General features: G+C 42.2%; 24 protein-coding genes and 1 pseudogene. 12 read left to right on the top strand and 13 right to left on the bottom strand.

Annotated features, from left to right (window positions below):
- Nucleotide 1 precedes the first annotated feature (1 nt).
- The 8 genes from add to cyaY form a co-directional block, all read right to left on the bottom strand.
- Nucleotides 2–1,003 (bottom strand): adenosine deaminase, encoded by a 1,002-nt coding sequence (gene add / locus P4S60_RS17585; protein WP_337116792.1) that lies wholly within the window; start codon nt 1,001–1,003, stop codon nt 2–4.
- Between the two features lie 103 nt (nt 1,004–1,106).
- Entirely contained in the window at nt 1,107–3,803 is a 2,697-nt protein-coding gene (locus P4S60_RS17580; RefSeq protein ID WP_337116791.1) for a CHASE domain-containing protein, read from the bottom strand.
- 30 nt (nt 3,804–3,833) lie between these two features.
- The gene (locus P4S60_RS17575) at nt 3,834–4,862 is read right to left on the bottom strand and encodes a heme biosynthesis HemY N-terminal domain-containing protein (RefSeq protein ID WP_337116790.1); all 1,029 of its coding nucleotides are present in this window, start codon (nt 4,860–4,862) and stop codon (nt 3,834–3,836) included.
- 76 nt (nt 4,863–4,938) lie between these two features.
- Nucleotides 4,939–6,759: a uroporphyrinogen-III synthase gene (locus P4S60_RS17570; RefSeq protein WP_337116789.1), complete on the bottom strand. Its 1,821-nt coding sequence runs from the start codon at nt 6,757–6,759 to the stop codon at nt 4,939–4,941.
- A 1-nt stretch (nt 6,760) separates the two neighbouring features.
- Nucleotides 6,761–7,699 (bottom strand): hydroxymethylbilane synthase, encoded by a 939-nt coding sequence (gene hemC / locus P4S60_RS17565; RefSeq protein WP_337116787.1) that lies wholly within the window; start codon nt 7,697–7,699, stop codon nt 6,761–6,763.
- A gap of 36 nt (nt 7,700–7,735) precedes the next feature.
- Complete coding sequence (locus tag P4S60_RS17560; RefSeq protein WP_337116786.1) at nt 7,736–8,626, bottom strand: DUF2914 domain-containing protein; 891 nt, start codon at nt 8,624–8,626, stop codon at nt 7,736–7,738.
- A 21-nt stretch (nt 8,627–8,647) separates the two neighbouring features.
- Entirely contained in the window at nt 8,648–9,304 is a 657-nt protein-coding gene (locus P4S60_RS17555) for an alpha/beta hydrolase (RefSeq protein ID WP_337116785.1), read from the bottom strand.
- Nucleotides 9,301–9,624 (bottom strand): iron donor protein CyaY, encoded by a 324-nt coding sequence (gene cyaY, locus P4S60_RS17550; RefSeq protein WP_054554661.1) that lies wholly within the window; start codon nt 9,622–9,624, stop codon nt 9,301–9,303. The genes P4S60_RS17555 and cyaY overlap by 4 nt, the downstream gene beginning before the upstream one ends.
- A 148-nt stretch (nt 9,625–9,772) precedes the next feature.
- Between cyaY and lptM the strand changes: the two genes are divergently transcribed.
- The 8 genes and pseudogenes from lptM to P4S60_RS17510 all read left to right on the top strand — a co-directional run bounded on the left by lptM (nt 9,773) and on the right by P4S60_RS17510 (nt 15,934).
- Nucleotides 9,773–9,952 (top strand): LPS translocon maturation chaperone LptM, encoded by a 180-nt coding sequence (lptM, locus tag P4S60_RS17545; protein WP_054554660.1) that lies wholly within the window; start codon nt 9,773–9,775, stop codon nt 9,950–9,952.
- A pseudogene (gene lysA / locus P4S60_RS17540) lies at nt 9,953–11,207 on the top strand (diaminopimelate decarboxylase).
- 64 nt (nt 11,208–11,271) lie between these two features.
- On the top strand, nt 11,272–12,102 hold the full coding sequence (gene dapF / locus P4S60_RS17535) for a diaminopimelate epimerase (protein WP_337116784.1): 831 nt from the start codon (nt 11,272–11,274) through the stop codon (nt 12,100–12,102).
- On the top strand, nt 12,099–12,710 hold the full coding sequence (locus tag P4S60_RS17530; protein ID WP_063700662.1) for a DUF484 family protein: 612 nt from the start codon (nt 12,099–12,101) through the stop codon (nt 12,708–12,710). Before dapF ends, P4S60_RS17530 begins: the two co-directional genes overlap by 4 nt.
- Entirely contained in the window at nt 12,707–13,660 is a 954-nt protein-coding gene (locus tag P4S60_RS17525; RefSeq protein WP_062566243.1) for a tyrosine recombinase XerC, read from the top strand. Before P4S60_RS17530 ends, P4S60_RS17525 begins: the two co-directional genes overlap by 4 nt.
- A gap of 12 nt (nt 13,661–13,672) precedes the next feature.
- Nucleotides 13,673–14,383: an HAD-IA family hydrolase gene (locus P4S60_RS17520; RefSeq protein ID WP_337116783.1), complete on the top strand. Its 711-nt coding sequence runs from the start codon at nt 13,673–13,675 to the stop codon at nt 14,381–14,383.
- A gap of 69 nt (nt 14,384–14,452) precedes the next feature.
- Complete coding sequence (locus P4S60_RS17515) at nt 14,453–15,565, top strand: retropepsin-like aspartic protease (protein WP_337116782.1); 1,113 nt, start codon at nt 14,453–14,455, stop codon at nt 15,563–15,565.
- A gap of 9 nt (nt 15,566–15,574) precedes the next feature.
- A complete protein-coding gene (locus P4S60_RS17510) occupies nt 15,575–15,934 on the top strand; it encodes a HopJ type III effector protein (RefSeq protein WP_337116780.1) in 360 nt (119 codons plus the stop codon).
- 14 nt (nt 15,935–15,948) lie between these two features.
- Here the strand turns inward: P4S60_RS17510 and P4S60_RS17505 are convergent, their stop codons facing one another.
- Together P4S60_RS17505 and P4S60_RS17500 are read right to left on the bottom strand one after the other, a co-directional pair.
- Nucleotides 15,949–16,356 carry a GNAT family N-acetyltransferase gene (locus tag P4S60_RS17505; RefSeq protein WP_337116779.1) on the bottom strand — a complete coding sequence of 136 codons (408 nt, stop codon included), beginning with the start codon at nt 16,354–16,356 and terminating at the stop codon, nt 15,949–15,951.
- A gap of 47 nt (nt 16,357–16,403) precedes the next feature.
- The gene (locus P4S60_RS17500) at nt 16,404–16,709 is read right to left on the bottom strand and encodes a DUF6482 family protein (protein WP_062566248.1); all 306 of its coding nucleotides are present in this window, start codon (nt 16,707–16,709) and stop codon (nt 16,404–16,406) included.
- An 80-nt stretch (nt 16,710–16,789) separates the two neighbouring features.
- Between P4S60_RS17500 and P4S60_RS17495 the strand changes: the two genes are divergently transcribed.
- The 3 genes from P4S60_RS17495 (at nt 16,790) to P4S60_RS17485 (ending at nt 19,134) form a co-directional block, all read left to right on the top strand.
- Nucleotides 16,790–17,476, top strand: coding sequence for a pseudouridine synthase (locus P4S60_RS17495; protein ID WP_337116877.1), 687 nt, complete (start codon nt 16,790–16,792; stop codon nt 17,474–17,476).
- A 68-nt stretch (nt 17,477–17,544) separates the two neighbouring features.
- The gene (locus tag P4S60_RS17490; RefSeq protein WP_054554650.1) at nt 17,545–17,919 is read left to right on the top strand and encodes a BlaI/MecI/CopY family transcriptional regulator; all 375 of its coding nucleotides are present in this window, start codon (nt 17,545–17,547) and stop codon (nt 17,917–17,919) included.
- Nucleotides 17,920–17,928: 9 nt separating this feature from the next.
- The gene (locus tag P4S60_RS17485) at nt 17,929–19,134 is read left to right on the top strand and encodes a M56 family metallopeptidase (RefSeq protein WP_337116778.1); all 1,206 of its coding nucleotides are present in this window, start codon (nt 17,929–17,931) and stop codon (nt 19,132–19,134) included.
- Nucleotides 19,135–19,212: 78 nt separating this feature from the next.
- Here the strand turns inward: P4S60_RS17485 and P4S60_RS17480 are convergent, their stop codons facing one another.
- Nucleotides 19,213–19,596 (bottom strand): MAPEG family protein, encoded by a 384-nt coding sequence (locus P4S60_RS17480; protein WP_063700644.1) that lies wholly within the window; start codon nt 19,594–19,596, stop codon nt 19,213–19,215.
- Nucleotides 19,597–19,831: 235 nt separating this feature from the next.
- Here P4S60_RS17480 and P4S60_RS17475 point away from each other — a divergent pair, with 235 nt between their 5' ends.
- Complete coding sequence (locus tag P4S60_RS17475; RefSeq protein WP_105181990.1) at nt 19,832–20,710, top strand: DMT family transporter; 879 nt, start codon at nt 19,832–19,834, stop codon at nt 20,708–20,710.
- 39 nt (nt 20,711–20,749) lie between these two features.
- On the opposite strand, the gene P4S60_RS17470 is transcribed toward P4S60_RS17475, so the two are convergent.
- Nucleotides 20,750–21,067 (bottom strand): DMT family transporter, encoded by a 318-nt coding sequence (locus tag P4S60_RS17470; protein WP_188730553.1) that lies wholly within the window; start codon nt 21,065–21,067, stop codon nt 20,750–20,752.
- Nucleotides 21,067–22,599: a carbon-nitrogen hydrolase family protein gene (locus P4S60_RS17465; RefSeq protein ID WP_119854064.1), complete on the bottom strand. Its 1,533-nt coding sequence runs from the start codon at nt 22,597–22,599 to the stop codon at nt 21,067–21,069. The genes P4S60_RS17470 and P4S60_RS17465 overlap by 1 nt, the downstream gene beginning before the upstream one ends.
- Nucleotides 22,600–22,726: the final 127 nt, after the last annotated feature.

The following is a 22,726-nucleotide window of genomic DNA, read 5'->3' as shown; positions in this document are numbered from 1 at the left end:
CTTAACGATTAGCAGCTAACTGTTTTAAAGCCGCTTTATCTGCATCGCTTAGATATGCAATTTCAAGCGCATTAGCTTGCGCTTTTTCCATATCGGCTTGGCTTAAACCTGCCGCAGGTGCTGCTACTTGATATTCATAACCTATTTCAATACCTTCAACGGCTGGATCATCAGTATTAATTGATGCCAAAATACCATGGTCTAAAAAGGTTTTTAACGGATGTTTTGCAAGCTCAGCAACAGTGCTGGTTTGAATGTTACTGGTTAAGCAAGACTCAATACCAATGCGCTTATCACGTAAGTAATCCATTAGCGCAGCATCTTCAATCGCTTTTACACCATGACCAATACGTGTTGCACCAAGCTCGTTGATTGCTTGCCAAATGCTTTCGCTGCCTCGCGCTTCACCGGCATGAATAGTGGCAGCTAAGTACGCATCGTGAACTTGTTTAAAGTGATCAACAAATAACTCACCCGGGAAACCAACTTCATCGCCAGCTAAATCAACTGCAACTAAATCATTTTTAAAAGCTAGTAGCGCATCAAGCTCTTGCTGACAGATTGTAGTGCCATATGTACGCGACATAATGCCGATTAAGTTAGCTTTGATTGGCGCGTTTTGACACGCACTTTTAACACCATCAACCACCGCTTCGACAACACCTTGCGGATGTAGGCCTTGGCTTTGCGCCATATAATATGGGCTAAAACGAAGCTCAACGTAATCGAGGTTTTGGGCAATCGCATCTTCAACATTTTCGATAGCAATACGACGACAAGCATCGTAATCACCCAGTACTTTTACACCCCAATCTAGCTTTTGTAAAAACGCCACTAAATTTGGCTCAGGGTCGATAACCTGTACGTGCGGAATAAGCGCTTCAATGTTATCAGCAGGTAATTCAAGATTAAACTGACGACCAAGGTCTAAGATCGTTTGTGGGCGAACATTACCATCTAGATGACGGTGAATATCAAGCAAAGGGAGTTTGTTATTGATCATAATTAGCACTCAGGTTCAGTAAATTTGCGCGGATCATACGTACCCACGGCGATATTTCAAGTTTAGATGATTTTATTTACTTTTTTGAGGTCAAATGTCTGCTTTAATGGCTGCTATCATTATGCAAAAAATGCCACAAGGTTTTAAAAAGTTTATCAGCATCAATTGGTTTAGTTAAATAACCATTCATACCACTGGCTAAGCCTTTCTTAAGGTCATCATCATGGGCATTTGCCGATAAGCCAATGATCGGTAAATCGGTTATCAGTAATTCATTGCGAATAACCTTGGTCGCTTGTAAGCCATCCATATTCGGCATTTGAATATCCATGAGCACAAGGTCATAGCTTTTTTCACTGATCATCTTAATAGCCTCATGGCCATCTTTCGCGATATCAGGTTGGCAGCCTTTAGTTTTTAAAATCGAACTCGCCACATGTTGATTCAATGGATTATCTTCAACCAATAGAATTGCATCATCGGCAAATGACACAGCAGTCACATCGATATCTGCTAGCTCATCGTCACTATGAACGACCTCTTCAAGAGGTGATTCAAATGGCAGCGAAATTGTAAATGTTGAGCCTTGCCCTTCAGTGCTACTGAGGCTTATCTCGCCTCCCATCATAACAATGAGTTTTTGACAAATACTCAAGCCTAAACCTGTACCACCAAAGCGACGAGAGGTTGAGCTATCGGCTTGTGAGAATGGTTTAAACAGGCGCTGCTGTGCCTCTTTACTGATGCCGATACCCGTATCAATAACACTAAAGTAAGTAAATTCGCCCTGCTGCCAAATACGTAATGTAATCGTGCCTTCTTGAGTGAACTTCACCGCATTATTTAACAGATTCAACAATATTTGCTTTAAACGAATTGGGTCGGTGTGGAGCAGTAAGTGTTCAGAAGCATCAAACTCAATTCTAAATTCTAACGAGCGAGAGTTAAGCTCAAACTGCAATAAGTTAGTCAGCTCACTAACCAACGCATTCACATCCATGGGTTCTTGATGAAGCTCCAATCGCCCAGCTTCTATTTTAGAAAAATCTAAAACATCATTTATCACCCGTAATAGTACATTCAGTGCACCATCGGCTTGCTCAATATAGCCACGCGCTTTTTGCCAGTCAGGCTCTTGCATTGCTAAATAATGCAAACCCTTAATGCCATTAATAGGTGTGCGTATTTCATGGCTCATATTCGCCAAGAACTCACTTTTAATTTGGCTGGCTTTATCGGCTTTTAATTTTTCTTCGCGAAGGCTTTGCGTTTGCTTTGCCACTTGCTGACGAATTTGAATATTAGTACCAGTTACTGAAATCAAAAAGGTGATCAATAACCAAACAAACAGCATACCGACTATTTGCGCCAACCAATAAGGCAACCATGATGATTGTGCTACTGACTCCCATAATTTCACCTGCCATACACGCTCACCAATAATAAAGTTAAAGCTCGCAATGGCCGTTGTGCCAACACGTTGGGGGTTATAAATTTCGACTGGGTTACTGCCGTCGGTAACATCATAGAAGCTGGCATCAATCTCTGTGTTCTGATTAAAGTTAAGTGTTTGTGCTAACACTTCTAAATTGACCACTGCAACAACATAACCTCTAAACCCAACTTGGTGATTAATGTCTGAATAGACAGGGTTGAAGAATAAAACGCCCTTTTCGTTGCCATCACCTTGCATCAGGGTAATAGGCTCACTGACGGTGACATTTTTAATTAACCGAGAGTCTGTTAATGCTTGTTTGCGTAACTCGTTTGAGGCCAAATCAAAACCCTGCGCGGTTTCGTTCCCTGCTAATGGGTGAATATATTGCACCGGAAAATAAACCGTTCGCTGACTCACTGGCTGCCACTGCCCTGCGGCATTTTTTTCTTTCACGTAATAGTCAGCGCCGAGTTCATCACGCAGTAAGTTTTGATAATTATTTAGTTGTGAGTGAATCACTTTAGGTGCCCACTCAAAGGCAAGAATTTCTTCGCTGTATTGTAGTTGCCTTGCTGTGAAACGTTTAAACTCGTCAAAATCAACCACGTCACTACTAGCAAAAAAAGTGGCTAATAGGGCTAAGTGCGACTTAATTTCATCAACCTGATGCTCAAGATTAGTATGAATCGCACTGACTTTGGCTTGCTGGCGCTGTAAGTCTTTGTCTTTTTTTACACTGGCTGCACCATAAAAGCTGACACAAATAACCACATAAATTAATAGCGACGGCACAATGATTTGCAGCCGTTGGCGAGTATGATGGTAACTAAATGCCGCTAAAATTAATGGAGTGAAAATTAGCACCCCAATGCTGTCGCCAATCCACCATGCAATAAAATTATTAAGCGCTGCATAACTTGGAATAACATTATTAATGACCAGTAGCCCAGTGCCAATTGACGCCGCAATCAAGCTACACAAAGGGCCGCCAATCATTAAACCAAGCATACTTTGCTTTAATGACGATAATTCAATCGGGCGTTTAACTACATGAATAATAATGTAATAGGCAAGCCAAGCTTGGAATGTTGAGGCACTTGTCACGCCAATGGCCTGCAACATCATTTGCCAATGAAAAATATCAATGGCGTTTTCAAGATGAATAAGATTTACGAAGAAAGCCCCTAGCAAAACTCCTGGTAGGGCACGATTTCGAAGTAGCAAGATACTGGCAAGCGCAATACCTGAAGGCGGCCATGCAGCAACCGCATAGCCATCAATCGCCAGCAAAGAATTACTTAAGTACCCTGTAAGAAAGTAAGCAAGTGCAATGCTTATTGTCAGTGTAAATAAGTTCTTCAAGCCATCGCTCCTTTGCTGGCTGGAGTAAAATTATTGATAAAGTACCAATGCTTTATCTGGCTGGGCACTCTTACTATAACTGAGCACAGCTTGCTGCAAATAAGCATGGCGGTTATCTGCATTAAGCGCTTTATCAAACACTCGTGCGGCTAAGTCGTATTCACCATGAGCATTCGCTAAACATGCTAGAGCAAGTAATAAGTCTGTATTTTCGGTGTCTTTTTTCAATACATCTTGTAAGCTTGCTTGCAGCTTGAGTGCATCACCAGCGCTACTAGTACGTAAAATACGCGCTAAGTCTTGATGCTGCAGCGGTTTTTTGATCATTTTAATTAAGCTTAGCTCAATTTTGTTTAACTCACCTGCCTTCGCCATTGCTGCCAAATAGCTTACTTCAGCATGTGGTTTCAAATTTTTGGCTAATTGCTCATAACGCTCAGTTAAATCCGCGTTTGATTGAGCAGCAAAGTAACGGTCAAACAGTTGTTGCCATTCTTGCTCTGAAAGTGCTTTTTTACGTAATAAACGCGGCATAAAGTCATTAAGTGCCGCCCATTTTTGCTCTTGCACTAAAACATGGGCATACATTTTAAGCTCTAAACGAGTGGCTTTTTTGCGTTCAGCTAACGCTTTTAGATCAGCAAAAATAGTGCTGGTTTCGCCACTAGCAATCCATAAATTAGCCACTTTTAGCTGCTTATCTTGGCTTATTTTATCAAGATAGCTAATCGCTTTTTCATTTTCATTATTCGCCAGTGCCGCTTTAGCAAGCAGCGCATAGCGTATATCAGTCCACTTTTCTGCAACACTGTTGTTATCAAGTGCAAGCTCAAGCTCTGCATAATCGTTGTTGATTAAGCTCCATACGCCTTGCTCAATAGCTGCTTGTTTACGCTCTTCACTGCGAGCAAAAAAGCGATGACGAGTGTGGCTATACAAAGACCATAAATAACGACTCAATTTATAAAGCACGTATATTGCAGTTAGTGCTAACAGTAAGAGTGCAGTAACGCCCCAAATAGTGCCTTCAATGGTTGTTTTATTAAAGGCAATTAGCACATAACCCTTTTGATCAATAAAAAAGGGGCAAATCCCAAGCAGACGGCTATCGCAATAATAATTAATAAAAAGCGGATCATTGTGCCCACTCCTTCACCTGCTCAGTACTTTGCAGTGACACTTTTGGGCTAAAATCGAGTTGCTCTTTAGAAAGCTCAGCAAGACTTTTTAAGGCCGCTTTTGTTTGTGCATCATCTTGCTTAAAGTAATCTTTTACCAAGCTATGTGCAGCATCAACAGCACTAAAATACACACTACTTTGTTTACTTAATACAGCATCTTGCGCTTGAGCTAAGTATAAACTTAGGCGTTGCTTTACTAAGTGACGCTCTTGTTCACTTAAAAATGGTGCGATAACCATATCTTCACGTGTGCGCACTTCTACGAAGAAGTCTTTAAACTGCTGCCATGACTTTGCAAGGTTTTGACGCCACTCGCTAACATTTTCACTTAGTTGATTTGGGTCTTCTTTGACGACTTCTTCAGGTAGAGAAATAGCATTAAATACCAATTCATCAACTTTTTGATTAATGCCATGCAGTTTTAAATAAATTGCTTCAACAGCTACAGGTTCTATAGCATGCAAAGTTTGCAAATCTTGGTGAATTGCTTGGCGAATAGCTCCAGTGCCAGGGTGCTCTGCAAGCAAGCTATCTAAGCGAGATAACACAGCAGCAGCACCTTGATAATCGTGCTCAGCCCACAATTTGAATTCAGCCATTCGCTGCAGGCTTGTGACTTCTTGCGGATTAAGCGTGAAAGTTTGCTGCTCGGCACGTTTTAAAGCCGCTTGTAATTGCTGCTGCGTTTGCTCAGCACTTTCATTTAGCGCCTCAGTGACTTTTTGTTCACTGTTATAAAGTGAATGTTGTAATGTTTGCTGTGCGCTTTTTAATGCATCAATTTGCTGCTGTAAACGTTGATTTTCATCTGTCAGCTCAGTCAATGCCACAGCCGATAGCTGTTCGCTATTTAATTTTTGATAGAACTCATAGCCAACAGCAGAAGCCACTAAAAGTGAAATAAGTAACGCTAAGCTACCTGTTTTGCTGATGCCTTTTTTAGCTTGTACGGGCGCTTTCGCCCCAGTGTTTGCCGTTTGCGCTTTTTTCTCTGGCTGTGCAGTCACTGACTTTGCGGGTTGTTTTGATTCTGCTTCACTCATTTTGCTACCTTGCTGATTAATGCAGGTAAACATAGCGCCATCGCTCGCCCCTGCAGCAATATGTATCTGTGTTCTTGCGACATTTTGTTGCTTTAAATAGTCAGCGATACGCTCACTGGCAACGAAAAATTTCCGCTCTTTCAACCATGCACGCTGAGGTTCATTTAAGCCATTAAAAATGGCATCCACCGCTGCATTACTGGTAATGACTATACCTTCTACATCAATTGTTTGCCAGTGGTCCATCCACTTACCCGGTTCGCTCTCAATTGCGCTCCGCTTGTAAACAACCAACTGATTTAACAAAGCACCACGTTGTTTTAAAGTTTTTGCTATGGTCGTGCGCCCGCCTTCACCTTTCACTAAAACAATGTTACTTAGTTCAACATCTTGCAGCGTTTTTAATTCAAGCAAACCTTCTGAATCATGCTGTTTGGGTACTGCAGCACGACGCCCAAAAGCTTCATAAACCGCATCAGCAGTTTGCTGACCGACCGCATAAAGTTGCGCTGCTTTGTTGATTGTTGGTGTGAGTTTTAACAAGGCGTGCACGGCATCTTGCGAGATAAAAATGATTTTATCGGCATTTTCTAGCGGTGCGAGTTCACTACTATTAACAGTGAGATAATCTAAGGTCAGGACTGGGCACAGGGTTGTTTGATAACCCGCCTGCTGAAGCTCAAGAGCAAGCTCAGTGCCTTTTCCTTCTGGACGAGTTATCAAAATATGCATATTAAGCGTCTCTGTATACTTCAGCTAAAATTTTATCAGCACCTTGCGCGAGTAGCTTTTCAGCAAGTGTAATACCTAACTGCTCAGCGTCAGCTACTGGACCTGTCACTTCATCACGTAGCATTTGGCTGCCATCAATAGCGCCCACTAAACCACGTAAATGCACCTGTTCACCCTCAACCAATGCAAATGCACCAATTGGTACTTGGCAACCACCTTCTAAACGGCGGTTCATAGCACGCTCGGCATTAACACGAATACGAGTTTCAGTATGCTCTAGTGGCGCTAATAATGCTTTTGTTACTTCGTCATCAATACGGCACTCAATCCCCACTGCGCCTTGGCCATTTGCAGGTAGAGACACTTCTGGCTCGATAAAGGCAGTGATACGCTCTGGCATTTCTAAACGAATGAGACCCGCTGCAGCTAGGATGATTGCATCATATTGACCATCATCAAGCTTTGCTAAACGCGTATTAACATTACCGCGTAAATCACGAATGTCTAAATCTGGGCGCGCTTCGCGAATTTGGCATTGGCGGCGTAAGCTTGATGTACCAACAATCGCACCTTGTGGCAACTCATCTAAGCTTTTGTAGTTGTTTGATACAAACGCATCGCGTGGGTCTTCACGCTCACAAATTGTATGTAATGCTAAACCTTCAGGAAATTCAACAGGCACATCTTTCATAGAATGCACCGCAATATCTGCACGACCATCAAGCATTGCTTGCTCAAGCTCTTTTACGAATAAGCCTTTACCACCAATCTTGGCCAATGGTGTATCAAGGATAATATCGCCTTGTGTCGACATAGGAACCAACTCTACCGTTACGTCGTCGTGGAAGTGCTCTAATTGAGCTTTTACAAATTCAGCCTGCCATAAAGCAAGTGCACTTTTACGGGTAGCGATACGAACTAGTTTTGTTGTCTGTGTCATGAAAAATCCAATTAATTATCAGGCTGATACTAAATATTATTCAGCTAAAATTCTAAATTCTTTTTGGGCCAGTAAATTGCCATCTGCGTCAATAACTTCAACACGCCAATCACCCAGTTGCTCTGGCATGATGTTTTTCGTTGAATAAGTACGAAAACGTGGACTACTGACGGCCAATTCAATCGAAGCAAGCTGTTGGCCTTGGTAATACCATTGGTGACGAACAGTTTGCCCTTGCAAATTTCTAAGCTCACTAAAAAAGCTCAGGCTATTGCTTATTTGCGCTAATTTTACATCGTTTTTTAAAACGTTTACTGGTTCTCGATCAACAACATCGGTTGTTAATACCGCGCGGCTTACTTTATCCGTGTCTATTTTAGCGCCAATTGCCACACTGGCAATATGTGCTGACTGCGAAAACTGCTGCTGAGCATCAGGAGCTGCAGCAATCTCTACTTGCTGTTCAGTTTGTGGGGCTTCTTCATCATCAAGGATGACAGCTGATGTTTCAGGTTGTTGCTCATCAACAACCTGTTCACTGTCGATCTCAGCCTCTCCTATCATAACCTCAGGTTCTACAATGTTTGAGCTCACAACCTCTGCTTTAGTCGTTTCTGTGTTATCGGCCAGCGGTGTTTGCTCATTCATTGACGGCGCGACGATTTCTTTTGGCTCTTCTTGCACAGCGTCATTCAAAGGCGCTTGTAGCTCAGCATTTACAAACTCTGCTTGCGGTTCATCTTGCGGTGATTGCTCTGCATTTACAGCGCCAATAAAGCTATACACTAATATAGCCAGCGCAATTAAGATAACACTGCTAACCATAAAGATGCGTCGCCAATGCCATTGATAGCTCACTGCCGTCGGCGCTGAATTAACCGGTTCAACGGTATTCATATTTGCTGTAATTACAAGTTTCTTTGTCATGTTGGCCTCTAAAACCAAAAATTAACTCAAGCGAGCAATTAACCACTCTCGAATAGCCATTAACTCTTCACCACAAACTTGGTGCGCCATCGGATAGTCTTGCCAGCTTACTTCCATGTTATTTGCGCTAAGCACGTCAAATGCTTGTCTGCCTGCGCTATGCGGTACCACATCGTCAAATCGACCATGTGCCATAAAAATATTTAACCCTTGCTGCTTGGCTTCATCGGCTAATTTTGCAGGCACACACATGTAGGTTGAAAGTGCCATTACACCCGCTAATTTATAATCTAGACGTGGCGCTAAGTGTAGCGATACCACACCCCCTTGCGAAAAACCGGCAAGAATAATTTTGTTTGACGCGATACCTTTTGCAATTTCTTGGTCAATAATTGCAGCCACTTTTGCAGCAGATTCACGCACTCCATGCTCGTCAGCACGCTTATCTAAATCCATTGATTTAATGTCGTACCAAGAGCGCATTGCCATACCACCATTTAAGGTGACCGGTTGCACTGGCGCATGTGGAAACACAAAACGCACGCCAAGCTCTTGTGGTAAAGCAAGTTGCGGTGCAACGGGCGCAAAGCCATCACCTGAATCACCTAAACCATGTAGCCAGATAACCGTTGCTTTGTGTTCACCTTGTGCTGGATATTCAACAAACTCTAAACTCATAGTTCAGAACGCCATTCAATTGTTTGACCTGCTTGACGGGTTGCCGCATCACACATAAATTGCCAAAACTCTGCACCTGAGCGGTTATCAATCCACTTATCGTCGCGTAGTTCAAAATGGTGACCGTTAAATTTAGTCGCTACCCAAACTTGGTGTAATGGTGCTTGCTTGTTGATCACTATTTTACTGCGATCAGGAAAGATGATTTCTAAAATACCTGACGCTGATTCGTAGTCTAAATCGGCATCACATTCATCGATTTGCTCTTCAATAGTTAGCATTAATGCATCGGCTAGTGTGTGGTATTCATGATCAGTCATTTTAGTGTCCTTTAACTGGCTTTAAGCCTAGATCTGGGGGCAGATTGTGTACATCAAGTGTAACAGGAATAAATTCATCCGCGAATAGCTGCATTTTTTAAATATTCTGTTACTCTGCGATTATAAAGCCAGCAACCGTATTAATCTAATGAAAGAGACTCATAGCCAAAAATTAAAAACCATTTTACCTCTAAGCGCCCTTCTACTAACCCTAGCAGGTTGCGGACAAAGTGGTGCTCTTTATCTGCCAGATGATACTAAGCCGCCTGCAAAGTCTCAGCCGCAAGCTGATCCATCCGAACAACCAGAGCAAAAACAGGACCAATAGATGGACTTTTTTAACTACAATAATAATCAGCTGTTCGCTGAAGACATCGCTGTCAAAGAGCTTGCCGAACAATATGGTACGCCTTGTTATATCTATTCACGCAAAACCTTTGAACGTCATTATCTAGCTTTTGCAGACGCTGCTAAGTCACATAAAAGCTTGGTGTGCTATGCCGTAAAAGCCAACTCAAATATTGCCGTGCTGAATATTTTAGCGCGACTTGGGTCAGGTTTTGATATCGTTTCAAAAGGTGAGCTTGCGCGCGTTATTCAAGCAGGCGGAGACGCAAATAAGGTTGTATTTTCTGGCGTTGCAAAAACCGCTGATGAAATTGCCTATGCACTTGAATTGGGGATCAAGTGTTTTAACGTTGAGTCAGTGGCTGAGCTTGAGCGAATTTCAAAAGTGGCAACGGATCTTAACTTGGTGGCACCGATTTCGATTCGCGTAAACCCAGATATAGATGCAAAAACGCACCCTTATATCTCAACCGGTTTGAAAGAGAATAAATTTGGTATTGATATTCAAACTGCAGTGACGGTGTATCAACATGCCGCATCTCTGCCCGGTTTAAACATTACTGGTGTAGATTGCCACATTGGTTCGCAGCTAACAGAAATTAAACCTTTCTTAGCAGCCCTTGAAAAAGTACTAACTCTTATCGAAGAGTTAAAAGCGGTTGGCATCAAGCTAACTCACCTAGATATCGGTGGTGGTCTTGGCGTGCCTTATAATGGCGAAACGCCTCCTCACCCAAGCGAGTATGTTGATAAAATTACCGCTCGATTAGCAGACTACCAAGATTTAGAACTTATTTTTGAACCTGGTCGTGCGATTGCAGCCAACGCAGGTATTTTAGTTACTAAAGTTGAGTTTATTAAACAAAACCAAGAAAAGTTCTTTGCTATTGTTGATGCGGGTATGAACGATATGTTGCGCCCATCGCTGTATCAAGCTTGGCAAAATATTGTGCCAGTTGAACCTCGCACAGATGATACGCCTACTCACAACTACGATATTGTCGGCCCAGTTTGTGAAACCGGCGACTTTTTAGGTAAAGACCGTGAGCTTGCACTTCAAGCCGGTGACTTATTAGCACAGCGCAGCCGCTGGCGCGTATGGTTTTACCATGAGCTCAAACTACAACTCACGCCCGCGTGTTGCAGAGATCATGGTTGATGGCCAACAAAGCCATTTAATTCGCCTACGCGAAACCTTAGAAAGCCTTTGGCAAGGTGAGAAAATTTTACCATAAACGTTTTTATAACCGCCCTGCTCTGTGGCATGATTAGCTCAGAGCAAACCCGAATTAGAGCGTTATGTTAGTTAATTTTTCAAAAATGCACGGCCTAGGTAATGACTTTGTCGTTATTGATAACATTACTCAAAATGTTTTTTTATCACGTGATCAAATAAAGAAGCTGGCAGATCGCCATTTCGGCATTGGCTTCGATCAACTGCTTATGGTTGAAGCCCCTTACTCTCCTGATCTCGATTTTCATTATCGTATTTTCAATGCCGATGGTAACGAAGTTGAACAATGCGGCAACGGTGCGCGCTGTTTCGCCCGCTTTGTGCGTATGAAAGGCCTGACCAATAAGCACAAAATCTCGGTTTCAACAAAATCTGGTAACCTCACGCTTTATATAGAGAAAGATGGTCAAGTAACGGTAAATATGGGCCACCCCAATTTTGAACCGAACAAAATCCCATTAAAAGCCAGCAAGCGTGAGCTGACCTATATTCTTCGCACGGAAGAACATACGGTATTTAGTGGCGCAGTATCGATGGGTAACCCGCATTGCGTGTTAGAAGTTGATGACATTCATACCGCAGAAGTCGCTACCTTAGGCCCACTGCTTGAAAATCATGAACGCTTTCCACAACGCGCAAATGTTGGTTTTATGCAGGTAATTTCGCAAGATCATATTAAACTAAGAGTGTGGGAACGTGGCGTAAGTGAAACCTTAGCCTGTGGTACAGGTGCCTGTGCTGCGGTCGTGGTTGGTCAAATTCAGAGTAAACTTGCGACTACCGTACAAGTTGACTTGCCCGGCGGCAGTTTACAAGTACGTTGGCAAGGCGAAGGCCACCCTGTACGAATGACAGGCCCTGCTGAGCATGTTTTTGATGGACAAGTGGCACTATGAGCAAACTAACAGAACAACAAATTGCTGAATATTTAAAAGCACACCCTGATTTTTTTATTAAAAACCCTGATGTGCTCGCTGAAGTTGAACTACAACAGCAAACGGCGGGAGCAACGTCTTTGGTGCATATTCAACAGCGCCAATTACGTGAACACAATACGTTATTAAAAAATAAGATTGAGCAGCTCGTTGAACAAGCAAAAGAAAACGAGTTAATTTACCGCTTATTTAGCGACTGTCATCGTCAGTTATGGACTAACTACGACTTTACGACACTGGCTAGCAACTTGCGCAATATTATCTGCACGAACCCATCAATTAACGAATGCCACTTAGTTAAGTACGATAAAAAGTTTGATGAATTAATTGCTCATCGCCTGCAAAACGACGGCATTTACTTGGGTCGAGTAAGCCAACAAGAAAGAGACTTACTGTTTTCAGACACGACTCAATCGACTGCTTTATATCTAATTGGTAACACGAAACACCCTGTGGCAATTTTGGCGTTTGGTAGTGATGACGTAAATCACTTCGAACCGGCAAAAGACAGCTTTTTTGTCCTTGAGTTTGTGCGCTCATTGCAACTGCGCTTGTTGGAACTTGCATGAGCGATGTGACGACGCCAGACATTGATGAATTAAGTGATGCTTGGCGAACACCCATCCAACTATTTGCAGACTACTTACGCTACGAAAAACAATACTCAGCGCACACAGTAAACCAATACACTAGCCAGCTAGGCTTCGCAGCTTTGTACTTTAGTAAACTATGTGAAGACTGGTTTGCTGTTCAAGGTGAGCATATTCGCCGTTACAGCATGCAAATGCGAAGCAAACAATTGAGTGGTCGCACAATCAGTTTAAAACTAAGCTGTATTCGCAGTTTATATAAATTCTTAAAAGCCAAAAATATAGCCAGTCAGGCACATTATCACAATCCGGCAGAGGCCATTAAAGGGCCAAAATTTTCCAAGCCTTTACCCAAAAATTTAGATGTAGATCAAATGGCTAAGCTACTAGAATTGCCAGATGATGAGCCTTTAGCTATTCGTGACAAAGCTATGATGGAATTAATGTACTCATCGGGTCTGCGCATTAGCGAGTTAGTTGGTGCTAACATACAAGATATAAACCCGACTGAAGGCGAAATTTTAGTCCGTGGTAAAGGTAACAAAGAACGTTTATTACCTGTAGGCAGCAAAGCGCTCAGTGCATTAAAAGCATGGCTGAAAATTCGCCCTCAATTTGCACACCCAGATGAAATAGCTGTGTTTGTTAGCAGCCAAAAAAAGCGAATTTCCGTACGCCAAGTTCGCTTACGGATGCAAGAATGGGGCATTAAGCAAGGGATCAGCTCGCAAGTGCATCCGCATAAATTACGCCACTCGTTTGCATCACATATCTTAGAATCATCAGGGGATCTGCGTGCCGTACAAGAACTCTTAGGACACAGTAGTTTGTCTGCAACGCAAGTTTATACGCATTTAGATTTTCAGCATTTAGCTAAAGTGTACGATAACACCCATCCACGCGCTAAAAAGCGCTCAACATCAGAGTAAACCCTTACCATTATGATCCGATTTAACCGTGCCCTATCGCCAGTTTCTGTTTTAAGTTTTGATTTAGACGACACACTTTACAACAACCATCCGATCATAAAGTCAGCCTTGCAAGCACAAGCTGATTACTTAGAAGCATTAGACCAATGGCCAGCCGATAGCATGAGCTACTGGTTAACATGCCGCGATAATGCTTTAAAACATGATGCAACTTTAATTGATGACGTTACACGCTGGCGACAAGCAGCATTACACTATGCCATGACCGATCTGGGTTTTTCAGCAGAGCAAGCTCAGTTGCATGCCGAAAATGCTTATCAGGCATTCGCTGATGCTCGCAGTCAAATAAACGTGACTAATGAAGTACTTGAATTACTTACTAATCTCAGTAAACACTACCGCCTCATCGCCATCACCAATGGTAATGTCGAAGTAGAAAAGTTTAACCTTAATGGTGTATTTGAGTTAGTTTTACAAGCTGGCCCACATGGAAAAGCGAAGCCGCATAGCGCCTTATTTGATAGCGCAGCCAAACACTTGAAGGTGCCTCACAAGGAAATTTTGCACATTGGCGATAGCCTAGATACTGATGTGCAAGGCGCCAATAATGCCGGCTGCCAAAGTGTTTGGCTAAATAACCAAGCAACTCAATATCGTTATCAAGGATTAGCTGATATTGAAATAAACAATATCATGGCGCTCAATCATTTAGTTAAAAAGTAACGACTTTCAAAGATTTATTTTATGCTGAGTAAATAGGCAACGAAGATTTAAAACAGGTGGGCGAAACGGATGAATGCTTTACTTAAATTAATATTACTGTGTTCTCTTTGTTTAAATGGTTACTTTATTTGGCAACTGTTTAACCCCGCGAAGCCAAAACAAATTGAGACTGTAGCAACCACTCCCATAGTCAAGAAAAGCGCGGTTTTACCAGCCCACTTTCAACAAGCTGTTGCGCTATTTAGCAACCAATTATTCGACAAAGCGGTGGCCGAGTACACCCAATTGCTTGTTAATGAACCTCGCTATGCAAGGCAACTTAAACAAATTTGGCAACAACAACTTGAGACATGGCTTTCCCATCAAAAATTCACCTTAAGTGAGCAATTTTTAACGGCCTTTTTAAATAGTCACCCTTACGATGTCACCATGCTTGAACTTGAGGCAAAGCGTTTAATCGCACAAGGTGATACTCAACAGGGAATTATTAATTTACTGGCACTTAGCAACCAGTTAGACAGCAATGATAAGCAACAGCTTAACAAACAAATAGACGAGCTAAGCACATCCTATATTGATGAACTTATTGCGGCGCAACAATGGCAGGCATTGCTTAATAGCAGTCAACAGTGGCTTGATTACGCGCCAGGTTACGCGCATTACTTATATAATCATGCATTAGCTAACTATCATTTAGAAGATTATGTCGCGAGCCAAATAACCCTAGATCAACTGCCTGAAGATCATGAATATAAACAGCAAGCTGAGCTGTTACATCTGTTGATTCAACAAGCCCTCGCAGGAGTTGAAGTTATAAAATTAACCGCTCGAGGTTCACACTATTTAGTGAACAGTATTATCAACGATGATATCGAAACCGAGTTGATGATCGACACGGGCGCGAGCTTTACAGTCATAAATCAAACGCAATTAAACTCGCTGAATAGTCCTGCCAATTACCTTGGCACACTAGAAGTAAACACAGCTAATGGCGTTGTTGAAGCGCGGCGTTATCAACTCGAGTCGTTTCAAGTCGGACAACAACGTATTCGTAATTTTGAAGTGCTGGTAATAGAAAATCATGTTGGCTATGGTTTGCTTGGTATGAACTTTTTAGAGAATTTTAAGTTTAATATCAATCAGCAAGTGAATGAGTTAGAGTTGATAAAGAACAATTTTTAAGGACAAGCAATGACTCTGAACGATTTCCTGGCAACATTAGCAAACTCACCACAACAAATTGAATTTACCGACACCATGGCGGTCATAGACAACAATTATGACTTTATCCCAAGCGCTTTTAATAATCATGGGCTGTTAAGTGCAGCTAATGAAAATAATGGTTCGTGTAAAGTTTTTGCCTTTGCAAAGCTTAATCAACTAAGTAAACAAAACACCCTAGATTGCTTTGGCGCGTTTTATCGAGATGATGTATTGCGCAATCCTGAAGGGCAAGACCACATGAACATCCGCACTTTCATGCTTGCCCCTGAGGCAACGCCTTTCTTAGGTGTTACTTTTACCGAGCAAGACGTGCTTAAAGCGAAGTGAGTAAAAGCTGATAGTTAAATGCTTTTTTCCATAAAATAACGGCAGCCGTCGAGTGGGTAATTACTCATTTCGTATTTAACTTGGTAGCCGTTGTTTTCGTAAAAGGGTTTAGCTTGGAAATCGAGCGTATCAAGTTGTGCGGTGTTTGCACCAAGCGCTTTAGCTTTACTCTCTAATTCAGCGAGTAATCGTGTCGCAAGCCCTTTACCACGCGTCTTATCATCACACCAAAGCCAACTAATAAGCAGCCAATTACCAAATACTTGGCCATGAATACCAGCTACAACACTGTTATGTTTATTAACGAACTTAAAGCCTAAAGGAATACGCTCGGCATTAAAATGCGCGGCGTTGAAAGCAACAATATGTTCTCTGAGCTGGTTGTTTAAATCAGCTGAGTCATCACTTTTTAATTGATACATAGCATACCTATAAAATGTTATGACTCAGTATACGCTTATATCGTTAATCAGTATAAGTGGTTCTTACCATAAGGTACTTCGAGCATATTACTCGCCAGCTTTTCGGGCTGACCGCACATCTCATCATAAGCACTGGTGTGGCGTAAAACCATATCGCCATAACTTAGGTGATCAAGACGTTTTTGAATGTGCAACGGGCTAATATCACGAATAAACTCACCTTGCTCATCAGTGACATAATATTCAACGTTATTGATGACCACAGACACCTGATACAGTGCCATTTCCAACGAGTGAAGTATAACCTTTTGCAGTGGCTGATGATCTGCAAGCTCTGATAACTTGATAGGCATGTGCGTTCCTCTTTGATGGTGGAACTATTTATACGTGATTTTGGTATACTGTGATCAAATTAATTGTACAAAAAGCATCCATGACTGAAAAAGTGCGACTCGCCAAATTTATTGCCCATGCAGGTATCTGCTCTCGAAAGCAAGCATCGCGCTTGATTGACCAAGGTGAGGTAACAGTAAATGGCCGTGCTGCAAATCACATAGATCATGTTGATGTGCACGATGATGTAATTGTACTTGGCGAAAAAATTTCAGCTAAAGCGCCACTCACCTACTTTGCGTATAACAAACCCGTTGGTATAGATTGCAAATTAAATGCTGACGACCCAACCAGTCTTATTCATAGTCTACCTAAAACCACTCGCGTTTACCCAATTGGCCGGCTCGACAAGGACTCCCGAGGTTTATTGATTTTGACCAATGACGGTGAGTTTTGTAATCAACTGATCCACCCTGATTACCACCAACCCAAACGCTATTTAGTTACGGTAGATAAGCCCCTTGATGGCGACTTCTGTGAAAAAATGGCAAACGGTGTGCCTGTCGATAAACAAATAACCCTTCCTTGTGAGGTGACTCAAGTCAACGAAACGCAGTTTTGCATCGTCTTAAAGCAAGGTTTAAACCGGCAAATACGAAAAATGGCTCATTTTTGTGGCTACAAAGTCATCGACCTGTACCGCACAGATATCGCAAAGCTATCACTCACCACGCTGAATTTGCCCGAAGGACAGGTAGTCAGTATCAAAAAAAGTGACATTCTCTAACAAAAAAGTTTGCATTAATTGATTACACGTGTAATCTTAAATTATAGATTACATCTGTAGGCATAAAAATGATTGAACTTTCTAAAGCTGAATTCGAAGTATTAGATGCGGTATGGCTTGGCTACCCAGCCACGGCTAGTGAAGTAATTGCGCGTTTAAGTGACGATAAAGAATGGCACGAAAAAACCATTAAAACGCTACTAAGCCGTTTAGTTAAAAAAGGCGCACTAAGCTTCGAGAAACAAGGTCGCCAATATAACTACACCCCTTGCATTGCTCGTGAAGAATACACATTAAAAGAAAGCCAAAGCTTTATTGAACGCTTTTTTAATGGCCGAATTGCGCCGCTGGTGAGTGGCTTTGCTAAATCAGAGCAACTCTCACAACATGATATTGATGAGCTGAAAAAGGTCATCGATGATTGGGAAAAACAGCAAAAATAAGGCGTTGTTATGTTAGATGCATTTTTTAATTGGTTGTTAGATCAACAACTTTTGATCTCATCTGCAATTATGTTTTTATTGCTGCTAGAGCGAAAGCTGCTAAGCCAGCTGTCGGCACGCTTGGTTTATACACTGTGGGCGCTATTACCGATTAGTTTATTATTAGCGAACCTACCAGAACACTTAAAGCCAATTCAAAACGACTTTATCAGTACGCTGACTATCACGCCAAACACAGCAATAATGCCGCAGTTTACGCTCACTTGGTTTGCTATTTATGGCTTTATTAGTGCTGCACTGCTGATCACTGCCGTATATTTTCATTACCGCTTTTTAGCAAAACTGCAATTAGCGCCAATTACGGTTGATCATCACAACAACCAAAGTATGTGCCTATACCAAAGCAACCAGGTGAGCTCACCTATGGTTGTAGGGGTTATAAACACCAAGCTAGTGCTGCCAACAAACTACCAAAACCACTACGACAGCCATGCTTTAGCGCTTATTTTAGAGCATGAATCAGTGCACATTAAACGCAAAGATAACCTAATTAATGCCATCGCTTTAAGTGCCACTATTTTGCTGTGGTTTAACCCTGTCGCTTGGCTTGGTTATGCAAGTCTGCGCCGTATTCAAGAGCTTTCATGTGATGAGCAAGTACTCAAAAATAAATCAACTGAACAACGAATTTTATACAGTAAGGCATTAGTGCACTGTGCAAGCTTTAGCAGAACAGGCTTAATGGCTTATTCACAATACGGAGATAAAAACACCATGTTACAACGTCTAAATCAAATAAAGCAGATCGACAACAGCTCATTTATTGCAAAAACAGCGTTAGTTATTTTTACAACAGGCATGCTTAGCAGTTTTGCCATTGCAAAACAGCCGATGTCCGTTGAAAAGACAAAAGTCTATCAAGCGGTAATGCGCGTAGAGCCGATATACCCAATTCAAGCTGCGGAGCAAGGTATTAGCGGTTCAGTCGTTTTGAAATACGATATCTTACCAAGTGGCGCCACCAGCAATGTTAGTGTGGTAAGTGCAGAGCCTGAGAATGTTTTCAATCGAGAAGCGAAAAGAGCCTTAAAACAATGGCAATATGCGCCGTCTGAATCTGGCTTTAAAAACGCCTTAGTGCAACTCGATTTTGCCTTAGACGAAAACTATCAAGCAAAGGATTTAATAGAGAAAATTAAAGTTAGCTCTAAGTAAAAGTAACCACTTAAGACCCTAAAGCAAGCGCCTTATTTAAGCCGCTTGCTTTGTGGTTTTTAACTCATTGGCTTGTGACTAGAGGCAAACAGCAATCATCGCCACAGCACAAACATAACCAACAAGCCAGACTAATGAGCGCAGAATATCTTGGTTTATGTAGTAGAAAATACAATACAACACGCGGGCGATAACATGCATAATCGCTAAGGTTTCTGTCACCTGATAGACATTATTGCTACCTATTACAACTGCCAGCGCGACTGCAAAAATAATCAATGATTCAAAGCTATTTTGATGTGCAGCCAATGCACGAGCACCAAAGCCAGTAAGTTTTGCTTGTTGTTCACGCGGGTGCTTATTGTCATAGCCTGATAACTTATTTTGTGCGAAAGCCACGGGAGCTTTAGCTAAATAAGGTATGAGCACTGCGATGAGTGCGCAGATAATCAATGTGGTCATGATATTTCCTTACCTTTTAACTGTAATAACCTACCCTAGCGTAAACAAAAAAAAGCCGCTACTTAAAACAGCAGCGGCCAGCAATAGCATCATTGTCACTATAGCCTAATGACAGCATAAAAGCCCTGCGGCATATTGTCACAGCTGAGTTTTTCTCAAGTTGGTCGATAAGCTAATGCTCTCATACTTTGGTTTTGTTACTCTAATTGCCTCTCCTCATTAATTTATTTTCAATATGACTTGGATTTTCTTAACTATTTTTGCGGCATTTATGCAGTCGTGGCGCAACGCTCTGCAAAGTAAACTCAGTGCAACAGTGAGTGTTGCCGGGGTAACACTTGCTCGCTTTATCGTTGCCAGCCCAATTGCTGCCCTGTATTTATTTGCACTTTATCAGTATCAAGACGCCGCACTTCCTGATTTTAACCTAGCTTTTATTGGCTACATTGTTGGTGCCAGTATCGTCCAAATCGTTGCCACTGGTTTGATGGTAAAACTGTTTAAAATGAATAATTTTGCTGTCGGCGCAGGGCTTGCCAAAAGTGAAGCGCTAATGGCGGCCATTTTAGGTGTTATGTTCTTTGGCTCAGCTCTGTCATTACTAGGTTGGGTTGGCGTATTTATTGGTGCAATTGCGGTATTGCTATTAAGTGGCATCGCGAATGTTAAACACTTTAATTTGGGCACCGCACTGCTTGGGCTTGCCTGTGGTACTTCATTTGCTCTTTCATCGTCATGGATCCGTGAGGCAAGTTTAAATTCAGGACTGACTTTTCCACACTCGGCAGCTTGGGTGTTAGTGCTGATAATTAGCTTACAAACACTGATGCTGTGCGTGTATATTGCATTAAAAGAGCGCGATACATTTAAGAAAATGTGGCATCACAAAGGCACCACGACCGCTGTTAGTGTTTGTAGCTGTTTAGGTTCTATTGGTTGGTTTAGCGCCATGAGCTTGCAGCATGTTGCTTATGTAAAAACATTGGGGCAGATAGAAGTATTCTTTACCATTTTGGTATCAATTCTTTGGTTAAAACAACCGCTAAAACGCCAAGACACGGCGGGGCTTGTGTTAATTGCACTGGCAGCCATTCTGGTAATGCTACCCAATTAGGTGCGTTTCTAGTCATTAAAAAGCGGCTATTGCCGCTTATTAATGACTAATTTTTAGGGTTATCACTCCGCTAATTATCAGCAGTACTCCGGCAATGCGGCCAAATGTGGCGGCATCACCATAAAATAAAATACCGACCAAGAAAGTGCCCGCTGCACCGATTCCTGTCCATACAGCATAGGATGTCCCCATCGGAATATTCTTCTGCGCCAACCACAACATAAAGCCACTAGCGACCATAAAGGCGACGGCTATTGCAATGCCTAACCAGCGGCTGTCTGCCTGTTGAGACATCTTAAGGCCAACAGGCCAGCCAATTTCTAACAGACCTGCGACAATTAAATACAACCACGCCATTAGTGATCTCGCTTTTTCAAGATCACGTCATACAAATCTTCACGGCGGTCTTTTAAGTTTCTTACCGTACCTTCACTGTGAAGAATTTTCAGTTTATCCATATCTAAATCACTGAATAACAGCATTTCGGTATTTGGTGTTGCTTCATTCAAGGTCGCATCATGCGGGAATGAGAAATCAGATGGGGTAAGCACTGCCGATTGTGAGTACTGTACATCTAAACTTTCTACCTCTGGTAGGTTACCAACCGAGCCTGCAATCACAACATAACATTCATTTTCGATTGCACGTGCTTGCGCACAATGACGAACACGTAAGTAACTGTTTTTAGTATCCGTCCAAAATGGCACGAACAAAATATCCAGCCCTTGCTTAGCGAGAATACGCGACAGCTCAGGGAACTCAACATCGTAACAAATTTGAATACCAACACGACCCGCATCCGTTTCAAATACCGCAATTTTGTCACCACCTTGGATCACCCAGTCATTTTGCTCATGGGGCGTAATATGAATTTTGCGCTGCTCATCAATTTTACCGCTACGGTGGCACAAATAGCTGACATTATAAATCTTGTCATCTTCTGCGAGCGGCATTGAACCGGTGATAATATTGGCATTATATTCAACCGCCATGCGCGACATCGCATCACGGAATGTTTCTGTGTATTCGGCCAGATAGCGAATGGCTTCCGTTTGATTACTTTGCTCAGTGAGACCCATTAACGGGGCATTGAAAAACTCCGGAAACAGAATAAAGTCACTTTTATAGTCAGACACCGTATCAACAAAGTATTCCACTTGCTTGAGCAGCTCCTCAACAGACTCAACACAGCGCATTTGCCACTGTACGGCACCGACACGGACAATTGATTTGGTCGACTCAAGTACTGTATCAGTCGGCTCAAACATAATGTTATTCCACTCAAGTAAAGTGGCATAACCAACTGACTCCTGATCTTCAGGAAGATATTTCTTAAGTAAACGTTTAACTTGGAAGTCATTAGATAGCTGAAAGCTTAAAATCGGATCGTACAGTTCTTTGTGGTCAACTTTTTCGATGTACTCCATCGGAGACATCTCTGCACTGTGATTGTAATATCGCGGAATTCGCCCACCCGCTAAAATAGCGCGTAAGTTATACTGACGGCACAGCTCTTTTCGTGCATCGTATAAACGTCTGCCAAGTCGCATCCCTCGATGAGTCGATGAAATAACCACATCCAAACCATAAAGTGCATCACCCTCAGGGTCACTAAATACTCGGTCGTGACCATCAACAATGTCTTCGTAGGTATGAGGGTTAGAAAAGCGCGCGTAATCTACCTGCACACTCAAGGCGATGCCCACCAAGACACCATCATCGACGATGCCTATTTGCCCTTCCGGAAACTGGTCTATCAGCCTAAAAATAGTGTGGCTAGGCCAAGCCCCACCAAGCCCTGGATAGGCTTGATCCATCAGAGTTTTGATTTGTGGATACTGTTCTTTAGTGAGATTACAGATCGCTAAATGCGTTTTTTCCGCCGGCATAGATACTCCTTTTTTAGGCACGAGAGAATAATCACAGCAAACATTGAGTCAGTATGTTTCTTGATTTGCTTTAACTAGAGTGGCATCAATTGCAAACTCTGCCAAGCCCTAAGCTTAGCAAACTCGA

This window comes from Pseudoalteromonas sp. Hal040, from assembly GCF_037162425.1.
GTDB lineage: Bacteria > Pseudomonadota > Gammaproteobacteria > Enterobacterales > Alteromonadaceae > Pseudoalteromonas > Pseudoalteromonas gelatinilytica.
This window is presented reverse-complemented; position numbering and strand designations above follow the sequence as displayed.